General features: G+C 40.9%; 10 protein-coding genes and 1 pseudogene. 5 read left to right on the forward strand and 6 right to left on the reverse strand.

All coding sequences use genetic code 11. The features are described from left to right. Positions 1–624 precede the first annotated feature (624 nt). Positions 625–2,865, reverse strand: coding sequence for a right-handed parallel beta-helix repeat-containing protein (locus tag ACUC6J_RS17680; protein ID WP_025365535.1), 2,241 nt, complete (start codon positions 2,863–2,865; stop codon positions 625–627). 200 nt (positions 2,866–3,065) lie between these two features. Between ACUC6J_RS17680 and ACUC6J_RS17685 the strand changes: the two are divergent. Next, positions 3,066–3,317: pseudogene (locus ACUC6J_RS17685) on the forward strand (phenolic acid decarboxylase); the annotation flags it as partial. Between the two features lie 171 nt (positions 3,318–3,488). On the opposite strand, the gene ACUC6J_RS17690 reads toward ACUC6J_RS17685, so the two are convergent. Then, entirely contained in the window at positions 3,489–3,656 is a 168-nt protein-coding gene (locus ACUC6J_RS17690; protein WP_017426816.1) for a hypothetical protein, read from the reverse strand. A gap of 594 nt (positions 3,657–4,250) precedes the next feature. On the opposite strand from ACUC6J_RS17690, the gene ACUC6J_RS17695 reads away from it, so the two are divergent. After that, positions 4,251–7,253, forward strand: a complete 3,003-nt coding sequence (locus tag ACUC6J_RS17695; protein WP_447249205.1) for a YwqJ-related putative deaminase — start codon at positions 4,251–4,253, stop codon at positions 7,251–7,253. Beyond that, a complete protein-coding gene (locus tag ACUC6J_RS17700) occupies positions 7,243–7,716 on the forward strand; it encodes a toxin-antitoxin system YwqK family antitoxin (protein ID WP_447249206.1) in 474 nt (157 codons plus the stop codon). Before ACUC6J_RS17695 ends, ACUC6J_RS17700 begins: the two co-directional genes overlap by 11 nt. A gap of 125 nt (positions 7,717–7,841) precedes the next feature. Here the strand turns inward: ACUC6J_RS17700 and nfi are convergent, their stop codons facing one another. After that, positions 7,842–8,519: a deoxyribonuclease V gene (gene nfi / locus ACUC6J_RS17705; RefSeq protein ID WP_447249207.1), complete on the reverse strand. Its 678-nt coding sequence runs from the start codon at positions 8,517–8,519 to the stop codon at positions 7,842–7,844. A gap of 816 nt (positions 8,520–9,335) precedes the next feature. Between nfi and ACUC6J_RS17710 the strand changes: the two genes are divergently transcribed. After that, positions 9,336–9,695, forward strand: coding sequence for a putative zinc-binding protein (locus ACUC6J_RS17710; protein ID WP_013311396.1), 360 nt, complete (start codon positions 9,336–9,338; stop codon positions 9,693–9,695). A 621-nt stretch (positions 9,696–10,316) separates the two neighbouring features. Further along, on the forward strand, positions 10,317–11,744 hold the full coding sequence (locus tag ACUC6J_RS17715; protein WP_447249208.1) for a pyridoxal phosphate-dependent decarboxylase family protein: 1,428 nt from the start codon (positions 10,317–10,319) through the stop codon (positions 11,742–11,744). Between the two features lie 275 nt (positions 11,745–12,019). Here ACUC6J_RS17715 and ACUC6J_RS17720 read toward each other — a convergent pair whose 3' ends face one another. From ACUC6J_RS17720 to ACUC6J_RS17730, 3 genes are all read right to left on the reverse strand, one after another. After that, positions 12,020–13,525, reverse strand: a complete 1,506-nt coding sequence (locus ACUC6J_RS17720; RefSeq protein ID WP_447249209.1) for an alpha/beta hydrolase family protein — start codon at positions 13,523–13,525, stop codon at positions 12,020–12,022. A 179-nt stretch (positions 13,526–13,704) separates the two neighbouring features. Next, entirely contained in the window at positions 13,705–14,229 is a 525-nt protein-coding gene (locus tag ACUC6J_RS17725; protein WP_447249210.1) for a VOC family protein, read from the reverse strand. 50 nt (positions 14,230–14,279) lie between these two features. Next, the gene (locus ACUC6J_RS17730; RefSeq protein ID WP_447249211.1) at positions 14,280–14,906 is read right to left on the reverse strand and encodes a type 1 glutamine amidotransferase family protein; all 627 of its coding nucleotides are present in this window, start codon (positions 14,904–14,906) and stop codon (positions 14,280–14,282) included. Positions 14,907–14,959 lie beyond the last annotated feature (53 nt).

Below are 14,959 nucleotides of genomic sequence, written 5' to 3' on the forward strand. Positions count from 1 at the left end.
TACTCTAATTCAGATCCAGTCAAAACATGTTAGCTCATCTAAAGTAAAAACGTATAGCATCGTAAACTATATAAAATAAAATGGCTTCCTTCTAACAAATCGTCAACACAAAGCAACGTACTATGGGATAAGAAACACTCATGCCCTAGAAAATGGTTAACAACTATGGGGAGACTCAACTAATGCTATTGAGTTGGAAAAAGAGGGTCCCCCCTTCTTTACTAATTTACACCGATACATCTCTAATAATCTTCTGCACTACAAAACAACACTGTCGATTACAAATGCCTTGTATATGTAAATAAAATATGTTCCGACACTCAACCCTAAAGCCTTTTTGAATGCAGGAACATATCCAAGTTACTCTTAACCCCTTGTAAATCAATGCTTCTTATCTCGATATATTACTACCACGCACTCCACATGCCTTGAGTGTACAAAAATGATGACCCTAAGGCCTGGTCGCCCCTTGGCGGAAAATCTATCATTTTTAGATCAGAGTCTTTATGTCTTTCTTTCTTTATTTTCTACTGAAAGTGTCCCTCTTGATCCATCTGCCCCAAGGCAGTCTTGGTTTTTCTGACTTTCTGACAATCCTGTCAAACATAAAACCAGTAAAATAATTTATTGCTCAACTACCCCAAAATCATCCACATAAACATATGCTGTACCAGGATTCTTGTAAGCATACACTGTTGCCCTGGTAGCGCCTGCTCCGGTTGTAAAAGGAATGTTTACCATTGTCCAGGATGTACTGTCAGATGTTGCGGATGCATCCGTTCCTTCAAAGCCATTAACGCCAATCTGAATCCGTTCTCCTATGTCTGCCTTAACCCAGGCGGTACACATATAGCTGGTATTAGGACTTAGCCCCGTAAGTACCTGCTCGATACCATCTTCTCCGGGTCCCAATCTAACACTCTTAGAGCCGCTTCTTGGTACCGATACACTTGCAGCAGTATCTGAATATGTTGCTGCCCATGGTGAGATTATCCCTTTCTCGAAATCAGATTGCCTTACGTTATTAACATAAAGTAAGCTGACACTCTCAAAAACCGGGTCCGGAGGTGAAGAAAAATCATGCCCGGCAGTCCAGTCAGTTCCACCGAACTCATATGCTCCAATATCCGGTGCCGAACCAACATAATCATTCGTGATTCCAGATATTACAACCCCTGCATTAATAGCTGGAGAAGTAGACTGCAACCTGAAATCATATGCTGTGGGATTCACAAATAACGGATTGGTTTCTGAGGTAATATTATTTCCCTCTATATGAGTACCAGGCAGTGTAAAGGCTGTAGTAAAGATATTGTTGAAAATTCTGTCGCCGTACATATCTGACTGAAAATTACTTCCCCAATATCCTACATTTCCGTTACTGTAGGTGGTATTGTTATAAATCAGGTTAAAATTACTGGGTGTGTTCAATCTTATCCCTGTATAGTTTCCCCATACAACATTATGATGCACAATATAGCCCTTGCTACCGTTATCCAGATAGATACCAGTGCCGGAATAATTCTTTGCCAGATTATCATGGATGTAATTATGATGAATTACCGTCCCTTGCCCATCCCAGGCAAATTCATAGAGTATTCCGCAGTCTTTTGTCAGCTTTCCTGCATTGTACAGATTATTATATTGTATCTGGCTGTTTTGGGTAGGCATAAATATCAGATGACGCCCAGCGTTATATACCGTATTATGACTGATTAGATGGTTTGCCCCCAATAGATAGATTGCCGGAATATCCGCTGCCGAATAATTTGCTTCATGAATAAGATTATTAATTACCTTATTTCCTGTTCCCTCTATACTCACCAGATTACCGGAACTGTAGGTCAAAGTACTGTCTCTAAGCTCATTATTGGTACCGGACATAAATATCCCTGTACTGTATTGTCTGGTAACATCCGAATCATGACTGACATATTCCGCAATCATATTAGAAACTTTACAGTAATTAGAATTAGACATTTTAATGCTGGAGGCAAAGATATTAATTCCGGTAATATTTATGTAAGAGTGGGAACTTAAATCAAATGCATAAGTCCGCTTCTTTGCTTCTACTGTCAAAGTATTCGGATCAACTCCACCAGGTGCCCATAAATAAAGTCTGCCAGTAATGCTGTCATAATACCATTCTCCCGCACTGTCAAGATCTTCAAGATTACCAGTAATATAATAGCTGTTACCGCCTGTCGCTGCAGTATCTATTTGATCAAAGGTAATGGAGCCGTCACTTGAGCTGGTAATGGTACTTTTATAAGATTTGTAGCCTGTTCCCGGAACACTCCAAACCGTTTTGCCAACCCAGTATCCAGGTGCCTGAGTTAAGTTTCCATCCTTGATGGTTGTAGTGGAACCGGAATCAACTGTTGCATATGTTGAATTTAAGGGATCAAGTGTTGATGAATTGGGCCATCTAGCTTCAAATTGCATTTGCTTATTAACAAATATCTGATTTTTTGTTCCAAGGGAACCCCTCATTTCCGCATAATAGATGGATCCGGAGTAATTTTTCCAGCCAGTAACCGGATCGGCACCGGATACCGTTACGTTCTCTCCTGTATAAGCCTCAAAGTTTATGGGTTTTGCAGAAGTTCCGGAAGTATGAAGTGTTACTGTTTCCCGGTATGTACCACCTCGTATGATGCAGGTATCTCCGGCTTTCATGGTATCTGCTGCCTTTTGTATGGTTTTCCATGGATTTGATAGTGTACCGGTCCCAGTGATGTCATTCCCCGTTGTAGAAACATAATATACGGAATTTGCCTTTACAGTTTCCACACCCAGATTAAAAGTAAATACATAAATCATCATAATTACAACTAAAAATCTAAAGCCTGTTCTCTTATTCATAGCTTACCTCCTGGAATGAATTCTATTTTTAGATACGGCTTCTACGCCTGGGCTTAAGTTCACTGCTAGATATGTTATAATATAGAAATTTGTGTATATATAAGCCCTTAATTATTTAATCGACTTATACCGACTTAAAGTTTATGATTCTTTCGGCGAAGCTTCTCCGATACTGAACCCATCCAGCCATTTCATTGACCATGCATGGTATTATTTTCTTTCCGAAATGGGTGCATGAGCATCCAGAGATTAAAGTACGCTATCAAAATGATTTCATCCCTCTGATGGAAGAATCGCGTGAAAAGTATGAGACTTATCCGAAGCATGTAGTTCCTGAATTCGCATATATTACTTTTATTGAAAATGCAGGTGTGAACAACGAGAAGTTGATTGCCCAGGCACCTTACGCGGGCATGACAGATGATATTCGTGCGGGTAAGTTGCAAGCATAGTCAATCAAGACGAATTGAACTGAAAAGCCTGAGCCTGTGCCTCATAACGTAAGACAAATTAAAACACCTACCAACCTGGTCATACCCTGTCTACTTGACAGGGGTATGACCAGATTGGTAGGTGCCCAGCATCTTTTTTAATGTTCTCTATAACCATCTAATCTCCATTGGCTATTCTTCTTTCTCTTTTTCATCATGAAGCATCATCTCTAATACAACATATACAAACTGTGCTCCGTCCTTCATGCCCTGCCAGTACAAAGCTTCATTCTCCAATGCTTGCTTGTAATGATGCTTATCCTCCCATTCCGAGAATTCAGGTCTGTTCACAATATCCATCTCAGAAAGTCTCTTCGGTTCCTCTGGGCAGGGCATTAGGATCAATATTTACGCTAATTCCCAGTCAGGTCAACAACCAGGTTCTCAATCGTACTTTTATCGCTTCCATTATTCCCCGCAAATACATACATCATTGGTATATGTTGACCTTCCCTGCATCTGTTTTATTAAAGTAATTGAACCACAGCAAGTTGATTGCACGTCACAGAAGGGAATAACCTTATTTTGTTCAACTCCAAATCCTTACGTTCAAAAATGGTATCCGATCTCGGCACTTGCGTATTACCATATTCCTATATTAACTCATGTTACACTTCCCTCTCATCCTCCTACTTCCAAAAATAAACATAGTAAATCCCCCAACCAATGGGTCATTCTGTAAACTAAATCTTTCTTTTAACCGATAAATACATATGCTGGGTTGTTTATTAAATATCACCTCTCGTCCCTTTATAGCGTACAAACCTTGTAATACATATCTATTTTGACTCACTGTTGTACTCATCTGTAGCTTCGATAATTCAGAAGCAAATGCAAGATGACGTGCTTCACTTGGAAATACCCATCGCATCTAGAAAGGAGTCATGAACTCACTTGAGCGTATTATCAGATGGGATCGGATATGAAAGCCTACGCTTTTATGGTCCCTTTCAGCCATTACACATCGAACAACTTCAAATAACACGCACCATTAACGATCATGCCTATTTATATATCAGTGGCATGCTCTCCGAAGAACAAGGAGCTGCATGCGTCGTACAGGATATGGAGCAAGAGCCCATTGTGATTCGTCAGTTGGATGATCAGGGACAATCGCTGAGAAGATTATTTCACGGGATTGTCACGCGTATGTCCGTACATTGTGTGCGAGGCGTGTATACGTTTGAACTAGAGGCCGCTTCCCATTCATACCAGATGGATATTAAGCGTAAAAGGCGCTCCTATCAAGATATTCACCGCACCTATGATGGTCTGGTCACTGCGCTGGTTCGAAAATATCAGTACGGAGATGCCATTGATACGATAAGCAACCATGCCAAATTGGAGACATTTGTTTTACAATATGAGGAGACGGATTGGGCATTTTTAAAACGTCTTGCTTCTCGCTTTGGTTCCGTCCTTGTGCCAGAGGTAACCGCAGCTTCGCCCAAGGTTTTCTTCGGTATGCCAGAAGGCAAGCAGCATAAGGTGGAGCGGGATGTATTTTATCGAGTACGGAAAACGTTTCATGAGTTGGATGCGGAAAAGCCGGGAGAACGTGCTGGCTCGTATGTCACCTATATGATCGAAAGCCTGCAATACTATGCACTAGGCGACCTTATCACGTTACCTATTGGACAAGGCAAAGAACTGGTCGTGGTTCGAGCAGTGACAACCTTAGCAGATGGCTTACTGTACACCCGTTATGATCTTCAAGCCGAACAAGATATCCGCTATGCCCGTTATGAAAACGATCAGGCTACTGGAATTTCGCTGACAGGAACGGTACTGAAGGTACAACAGGATTTTGTACAGCTGCAACTGGATATTGACCCGAAGCAAGATCCTGCCAAAGCCTGCTGGTTTCCCGTCGCCACCCGTTATGTCGCTGAAGAACATAGTGGCTGGTACGATATGCCTGAGGTTGGGGAACAGGTGGAACTGTATCTGCCTACACACCGCGAACAAGATGCCTATGTCACGGATTCAGTGCGACAACAACGCTACATAAATGATCAGCCGAATGTGAAGATATGGCAACATGTGCAAGGTAGCGGCGTAGAAATGTCTGAGCATGAGCTGACCCTATCCACCTCCGGTGAATTTTCCATTACACTGCATGAAAGTAGCGGCATTACCATCGACAGTCCAGGGAATGTGCAGATTCAGGGTGGTCACATGAAGCTTGATGCTGGGCAGGAACTTTCGCTCGAAGCTGGAACGGCGCTGTATCTAAAAGGCGGAGCCAGCAGCATGGTACTAGATGGTGAGACGGATACCAAAGCTCCAGTGATTTATCAGGAAGGTACGGTGAAGGCACCTGTTTTCGTAGCCAACCTCCCTCCTGTGCCTGAGCCGCCACTCATGAGCATAAAAGCCTATGAAGCAGCCCAGTCAGCAGCTAGGGATTCATCTAGCAACCAAGCCTCTACCCCTAAAGCAAAAGTCACCAGTCCAGCAGAGCATCAACAGGCAAATGCCTTGATGGGTACGGTGTCCAAGCTATTAGGCTCCATTCCAGTGATGGGAAAAGTGGTTGGCGTTGTTGCAGGAGCGCTAAGTGGACCTGCGGCGATTGTTGCAGGCTCAGTGCTGCTAGCAACCGCAGCTATTCCCGTTCGTAGCAAAGGAACCCCTACTATTGGAGGCGGTAAGGGGAACGGCATTCATCCGTTGAAACACTTGGCTGGTCTAGCATTACAAGGGTTAATTACTCAGTATGAACATGAGCAAGCGAGACATGCCTACTATAGCAAATGGATTCTGGGGAAAGTGTATACGAGCGCACGTCATATAGCGCTTTCGTGCGGCCCATTGGAACTAATTCAGAACCTGCTGAAAGAGTCAAATGCCATGGCTCATGCATATCAGCAGGTTCCTGTAGATCTGAGACAACGCTGGAGAGCCAATTATGACAGCTACATGGCAGCTGAAAAAGCAAAAGTATCCTATAATTTCGATGAGTATGATAAAAAATTCATGGGTACTATGTGGGTTCTCAGCAAAAATGGAGTTACCGATCAGAAAGCTGCACAAGCTTCTCTTGCCTATAACGAAGCTATCAAAAATGGAGAAATCAAATTACATCACGAACCAGAAAATGTGGATATTTTCGTAGAACAAATTAAAGCAGCTAAAGAAGGAAAAAACTATTGGACAGGCGAAGAAATACCAAAATGGCAGGCAAATGCGATTATTGTAAGCAGCGTATTTTCTGAATTTCAGATGGTAGGAAGTTTATACGGTGCTAAATTTGGCAGGAATATAAAGATACCTTCTAAATCAATTAAAACTCCAGTGTCTATCGTTGAAGAACCAGGAATCGTAAAACCTGCGCCTTCTAAACCTATTGAACCACTCAAAAGTGGGGGAGTGCCTAAACAAAGCCGCTTGGAGGAACTAAGAGCTAAATATGGTAAACTGAGTTCTACTGAACTTCATCAACGAATTAATTTGAGGGGAGCAGTGCACGAGGAACTAGACAGGGTAAAGAAGACAGGATTAAGTAAAAATGAATTAGGTCCAGCATTAGCAGGAGTATTAGATAAGAAAACAGGGCAGTACTATTTTGATATTAATAACCCTAAAGGAGATCTACCTTCGAAACAACACAAAACAATTAACGAAAGAATTACTAATATGCCTGCAAAAATAAAGGAAGAATATATAAAGACGGCTGGAGCAGGATCTCATGCAGAAGTAAAAGCCTTGAACAGAGCTCTATTGAAAAGGCCAGATGCCCAATTATCTGATTTTATGATCTTTGTTATTTCTGCCCGAAAAATAAATAAAAAAATGCCTATAGGGACCCCTATGCCACGTTGCCCTCATTGCGAATATATAACACAGGGAACGAATTTTATACCGGAGGTTTTGAAACATAATCATGGAAAATAAAGATGAATTATATACTTTAGATTATATCAAAAAAAATGGGGTGGATTTTGAAGACCTGTGGTTTTCTTCTACTAGTGATGAAATTTTGGACAACCCTGAAGACGAGGGTGGAACCCCCTTTACAGGATTAACCTATGAATTATACGATAACGGTCAATTACGATATTTTAGTTTTTATAAAGATGGTTTTAAACATGGATTACTTCGAGAGTTTTATAATACCGGGGAGAGAAAATCTGAAGAGATTATGCATTATGGTCAGACGAAAGGAAAAAGGACTCAATGGTATGAGAATGGACAACTTAAATCGGTAAGCGAACATGAGTTGGGGGTGGAGTTAAGTTATCAGGAATGGGATGTTAAACACAATTTGATTAAGTCTAGCAAGTTACAAGAAACAAGTGAGATTTATGATTATTTATTAACTCAAAGAAAGCAGAACAGTAAAATAAGAAGAGACTGAAATAATTTCTAAAAGTAATTATCTTCTCAGAATTCCGCTTGCTATATCAGTTGATCACTCTGTACAAAATTAGCTTTATCTTGATGGGCGTATAGCCCATCAAGTACTTAGAGCTGAATGATGTATTAATATATCTTAGATAACACTTTTTTCACCAGTTGGTCAGCTTGTCGAGTTGTTTCTGGTAAGCGATAACGTGGAGAGAGCTTTAGAATCCAATTGCAGGCTGTATCTAATGAAATACGATGACCTACCGATACAAAAAGAGGTTTAATGTTTTCTTGAGTTCTTAGTACACTTCCGATGATTTCCTCACAATCCACTAATAATGAACAGGCACCTCTTTCTTGAGGTGGTTCCTGGAAATCTCCCAATAACTTCGTTTTACCACAGCCAATTGTGGGAATATCAAAGATAACTCCTAAGTGACTGGCTAATCCAAACCGTCTAGGATGAGCAATTCCTTGACCATCGCAAACTACAAGCTGAGGAAAAGTCTTTATTTGTTTAAATGCTTTAACTATAGGTGGTAGCTCCCTGAATGAAAACAATCCGGAGATATAAGGGAATTGCACAGTATCTTCAACTACTACTGATTCCACCATATTTAAAGAGTTTGCTTCTAAAATAACGATTGCCGCAACTAATAAATCACTTTGTTCACTATATGCCACGTCTACCCCAGCCACGTAATGAATTTCAGAGAATTGATCCTCTTTTGTAACTTTTTTAGATAACTCCTGTTGTAATTTTATCGCTTCCGTTTCAGTTAAATTCCAATTATGCTTTAAGACTGGTTTCATTTTGTTTTCCCCATTTTTAGAATATTAGAATTAAAATTTATGAAAAATGAAAGATGTTAAAAATGTATATATACTGCATGATCATAAGCCAACTTATACAAAGTTGAATCTTGGAACAAAAATGGTGTGTAATTATTCGAATCAACTATGATGAAAAAAGGGATGGATTATGACAACTGCTCATGAGATGGCACTCCAAAAATATGATGTCTCACGCTTCAGTGTGTATCATCCTGATATTATCAAATAAAACCAGAAATTTTCAAGAAAAACTGGGGAAATTTCCAGAAGGTTAGAATAATTACGTTAATCCGAATGGAAAGACTCAGGATATTAGCTAAGTCAGGATAAGCAATCATCTATATGGAAGGAGAAAAATACGGGATTCGCTCGATCCTTCCCGTCATACACTCCACAAATATTCTCTAGCCTATTGAACGCATTATCCTAAGATTTTATTAGGCTTACATTTTAAAAGCAGATCGTACACTGCAACAAACTAGACATAAAACAACTTAACAAGCGCTATTTTTTATTGCAAGAAATTTTAATGGTGATTAAGAATGACGATCCAGAATTATATTAAGATAAGGCGAATTCTCTATTAGAAGAAATAAGTTAAACAATGGGGATCTAGCTGATTTTATATACACACACAATTAGCCCTATAACAGATTTCACAAAAATATTGTCGTGATCACAATCACGGTTTAGGCTGTAAATTTAAGTTAAAATACAAACAATTTAAAATTTATTTTATCTAAAACCAAAGATACCCTGATGGATCACAAAGAAAAAACAAGGAAGTGTACAAAGATGAAAAGAACGGATTTACCTCTTGTCTATTCTTGTTCTGGATGTTCCTCCGCAGCACAAACCGCTAACATGATCGCTATACAAATGGATCGAGAAAAAGTCGCTGAAATGTCCTGCATAGCTGGTGTTGGTGGTGATGTCAAACCACTTGTCAGAACAGCAAAATCGGGACGTGACATCATTGCAATTGACGGCTGTCCCTTGTCCTGTTGCAAGAGTTGCTTAGCAAGACATGAAGTTCAACCCAAACACCATTTCCTGCTGTCTGACTTTGATGTACCCAAAATAATAGGAGAAGATCCTAACCCCGATCATTATAGGAATGCTTACACACAAATCTTAGAACAAATTGGACAATAATTCCCGACCGAAGTTAAGGTGTTGTGTATATATAGTAAAAGTATAGCTGGCTCATATTATGTAACAATATTATAAATTAGTTTGTACTGGTGGCTCCTAACACATCTTTAAGGGCCACCAGTATTTTTTTCTCCCGGTTGAATCAATGGATATAAAAATCCTAAACAATTTGGAGCTCTAATTGGGGTCATTTTTTAAATCATTAAGTAGCTGAGTTGCAACATTTGGCAAAGCGTTTCGAGCACTTTACTTACAAGTGACTATACATTTATTCTCTTTTTTTAATATTTTTCAGATAACTAAGATTCCCCTCCTATATTACAAACTCCCCGCCTCCTTAGCTGCTTGTAAAATTACTCGTCGTTACCATCCAAGCACGCAGCAACTATGTAGCTGCTTACCAGCCTTGATCTGGAGTACTATCTCATTCCCAACATCACATTTCCAGCATTTGCATTGAACGGGGATTTTAAATAGCCCTCTTTGCCTTTGAGAACTACTTTGCGTAATAGCGAAGAGCCTAAAAATAAACGTAATGATGAAATCGGTGAATATCACAATATGACAACAGATGTTATATTATACTTTGGTTGAAGTTAAACAAAGGAGATGGAGATGCTTATGATGAATCAAGAACCAAATCAGCAATTAGGTGAAATTATTGAGCAGTTCATACATTCATACATGGCAGAAAATAACAATATCCGCTCTCAAAAAGTAATCAACACTGCAGATGAGGATACCATAGCTCATTTAAGGGGAATTGGTTTTCCCAAAAAAGGAAGACCGATAAAAGAAGTTGTCAATGAAATGAGGAAAAACGTCTATTCTTATCAAACGTTTATGCAACACCCTCGCTTTTTCGCATTGGTTCCTAGTCCAATGTCTCTTTACTCTTGGCTAGGGGATATCATGACCAGCGCTTATAATACCCACGCCGGAAGCTGGATGCTGAGTTCGAGCGCAAGCCTTCTAGAGGGGGAAGTAATCCGGTGGATGTGTGACCAAGCAGGATATCCCGATACGGCTGGAGGCTTATTTCTGTCCGGTGGATCGTTGTCCAATTTGACCGCCTTGGCAGCTGCACGCAATGCAAAGTTATCCGAGCAGGAATATGGCATTGGAACTGCTTATGTTTCAGACCAAACTCATTCATCGGTCGCCAAAGGGTTACGCATTCTCGGATTCCGTGGTGACCAAATCAGAAAGATTCCAAGTGATACAAATTTTCGTATGGATGTTTCAGCCTTAGAAAAAAAAGTAATGGATGATCAGGCAGCTGGTATGAAGCCTTTTGCGATCATTGCCACGGCAGGCACAACCAATACAGGAAGCATTGACCCGCTAAACGAAATTGCTGACCTATGTGAAAAACATAATATTTGGTTACATGTGGATGGAGCTTACGGTGCGTCAATTTTGGCTTCTTCGAAATATAAGTCCCTTTTGAGCGGAATATCACGTTCAGATAGCATTACTTGGGATGCACATAAATGGTTAATGCAGACCTATTCCTGTAGCGTAGTTTTAGCCAAAGAAAATCAACAGCTCAGAAACTGCTTCAGCACACATCCAGAATATTTGAAAGATGCCGAGACTAATCAAGAACATATTAATTATTGGGATCTGGGCCCTGAATTAACGCGGCCTGCTCGAAGTTTGAAACTATGGGTGACACTGCAAGCTTTAGGAACTAATGCTGTCAGTGAAGCCATAGAGCATGGTGTTCAACTCGCAGAATGGGCTGAAGATGAAATCAAAAAACATAATCATTGGGAAATTGTATCCCCCGCACAGTTAGCGATTGTTAATTTTCGATATGCACCAACTGGATTATCTGAGCAAGAATTAGATTCGCTCAATAAAAGGATTTCCCAAGAAATGGTGACCAATGGATACGCTTCGGTGCTTACGACACAACTTAATGGAAAAACGGTTCTCCGAATCTGTGCAATTCACCCAGATACTACGGAACATGAAATCAGGAATACAATTCAGCTTTTATCGAATATAGCACGCTCATTGAATGAGACAAAAGCCTTTTTGTGATGAAAAATTATGAAATTAAATGCTACACTTTCTGTAAATAAATAAAAATGCTCAACATCACGCAAATAAGAGGGGCAAGCCACCCCTCTTTGGCCCACTCTTTGAAGCAGGTCAAAATATATTTTTGAAATTTTATGTGTATGATGGCTAGTTTCTCAATCGTATTGTATTCGTTCTTCTTAGACAAAGGAAAACCCCCCTTCAAGTAGCAGTTTATTTATTAAACCTGTCTACTTGAAGGGGAGCATATCAAAATCGGTTGCCTGTTCCGTAATTTATAATAGCGAGGTTACGAACTTCACCTCTGGAAAGCGGCTATCCGGTCCTTTCATTAAGATTCCGCCTTGATTTTTCAGATACATATCAAAGAAATCCAGCATGTAGGCATTGATAACGGAATTCGCTCTTTCGGGTGCAATCTTTCCTGTAATGCCCAGCATTTTAAAAATCGGAGAAATGAACTGTACGTCGGTAAAATTCAAATGCTCCGTATTTTCGATATAGAGGACTTGTCCCCCTTCGTCGACCATTTCGCGCATCCGTTCAAGCTCCAACTTTTTATCTTCCGTTACTTGATCCTCCCACTCTCTTGTTGATCCCATACGCTTAAGCTCTGCATCCGTGTAGACCCGGTTATCCATCACCATTTTTAATTTTTCGAAATAGCTTTCCGTGTTGATAAACAAAAACGGCTTTCGCAGACCCTCTCTGTCACGCAGTCGATATAGCCCTCCATCAAAGTCTATTCCAACCGCGATTCGCGGATCGTAAGAAGCGTCATAGGCCGTCGCTCCGCCGATGGAATGGCCGAACACCCCGACATGACCGAGATCAATCTTCCCTTTTAGATGACTTGGAATCTGCCCCGATTGGATGAGCTCGAATTGGTCCAGCGTAAACGCTACATCGCCGGTTAAAACTTTTCCCAACTTGTCACGATTTCCCCTTTCTGTCCGGTAATCATGGTCGGGCGAGAATAAGTCGTTGGTTGTGCTGGTCGTGATTCGACCGTCCGGAAACTCGGTTGCAAATGTATTGTAGGTGTGGTCGATCACTGCCACGATATATCCGTGACTCGCGAGATTTTCGGCTTGCGACGTGTGGAGGAACCTGGACGAGCCGTTGCCGGGATTCGCAAGGATCAGCGGGTATGAAATCTGTGCCGAAGAGACTTCGGCTCCCGAATAAGCATGACTGGATACGTACTTCAGGTGTTGAAACGTGATTCCAGGAAGGCCATAGTTCGCGGCCATATAACGTAAAATCTGAGTATCGGGAATAAAGGGAGCGTACTTGCTGGTGCTAGCTTGAGTCGGATACCAGACCTGAACCATCAATTCCCTCTTACCTGTCTCAGTTTTGCCAAATGTCTCCTCCCGGCTTGGATCGATGAAATGAAAGACTTGTGTGCCTACCTTCAACTCGCCGGTTGGCGCCGGAAAGTTGAATACGGGAAACACATAGAGGAAGCACCCTGTTACGATTAGCCCAATCACGATAAAAAGGCGGCCTAGCATCCTACGGATTCGCGAGGCAGTCCGAACGACTTTCGGCGTTATGAAAACGTTTATAAGCGAAAGCGAAAGTATCAGGATCGTAAATCCGTATAAAAATAAAAGCTGAATCCTATATCCTTCGACAAGCAAATGTATTACTAAAAAAATGGAGCTTGCTCCGCTTGTCAGGAGCAAGGCTGATCTTCGGATACGTTGATTGGTAATGAACATGAGTGCCAACAAACAAGCACTTGAAAAGAATAGCAGCATTTCAAAAATCCTCACGCCAACTCCCCCTTAACAAATAATCCTATCAATGGATTAGTATAGAGGAGCAGCTAGGTTGGTACCATTGATCTAGATGACAATTGCCTAACACTCTTGTAAGGTCGCGTGACGATGGCGCAGAAAACGGCATGTAATGTGCTGATTAATACGTTTTACCAAAAAGTGATCGCATGCATTTATTCTCCACTAAAGCTTTTGGCCCATTCAGCAACCCTACGACTGCTTTCTTCTTCGGACAAATCCTCGATCCTGGTCATAATAGACCATCTTACTCCACAAGGATCTAATATACTTGCGAATCGATCCCCTGAAACAAAGTTTGTAACGGGTTCCCTTACTTTCGCTCCTCTTGCTACTGCCTTTTCAATGATCTGATCCACATTCATAACGTAAATTCCGAAAGAATAACACGCATTATCTCCATCTGGCGGCAAAACCAATTGATATGTCGGATTCGCTGCTCCCAGCTGCAAAAAACCATTTCCAAAATCTAATTCCGCATGAACAATGATTGTATTGCCATTCTCATCAGGGTATTCAGTAATATCCTTAACCCTTGCATTGAAAACACTTTTATAGAACTCTATTGCTTCGGATGGATTTTTCACGGTAATAAACGGGGTAATAGATGTAAAGCCGTTGGGCATTCCATTCTTTGTATATTTGCCTGACACTCCCACATATTCTCTGCTTTCAGTCATTTTAACTCCTCCTTTAAATGCTCTTAACCGTTCAATATAATGCTCATACCTTATTGGATTGAATCCATCAATTCATAGTAATGTTTGGATGCACGAGTCTTATTTAGACTATACCAGGCTTCTAATGTTTTAGAAGAAAACACACCCAGAGCTTTCAAAACATGTACGGTGAATTCCAACGGAGCAGTTCCAGATGCAGTGATCAGTTTTCCATCCGTTACAGCAGACTCCATTTTGTAATACTTTTCGCCTGTGTAGGTGGGACAGGTCATTTGGAGGTATTCCATATCATTGCTTGTATGCCAACGTGAATTCAGCAGCTCTGCCTGAGCAAGTCCGATGGTAGCACCACAAATCGCTGCAACCCATATACCTTCCTCTAAACATCTCTCAACCATTTTTAAGATCGGTTGGTGAATGGTTTCTGTCCATGTATTTCCACCAGGTAGAATCAATGCATCCGTACTCTCAATACTGCACTCGTCCAATTTGATGTCAGGCAGGATTGTCAATCCACCCATGGTAGTGACAGGAGTCTTTTCCATTCCCACGGTAACTATTTTGGATGGGCCCAGCCCCTTTTTATAATATCTTCCTGAGTTCAGTTCGGCAGTTAAGTAACCGATTTCCCAGTCTGCCATGGTGTCAAATACATAAAGATATACCGTACTATTCATTCACAGGTTCTCCCTATTTTATAATTTATCAAGTGATACCAATCCTCGGTAAT

This window comes from Paenibacillus sp. JJ1683, assembly GCF_053006485.1.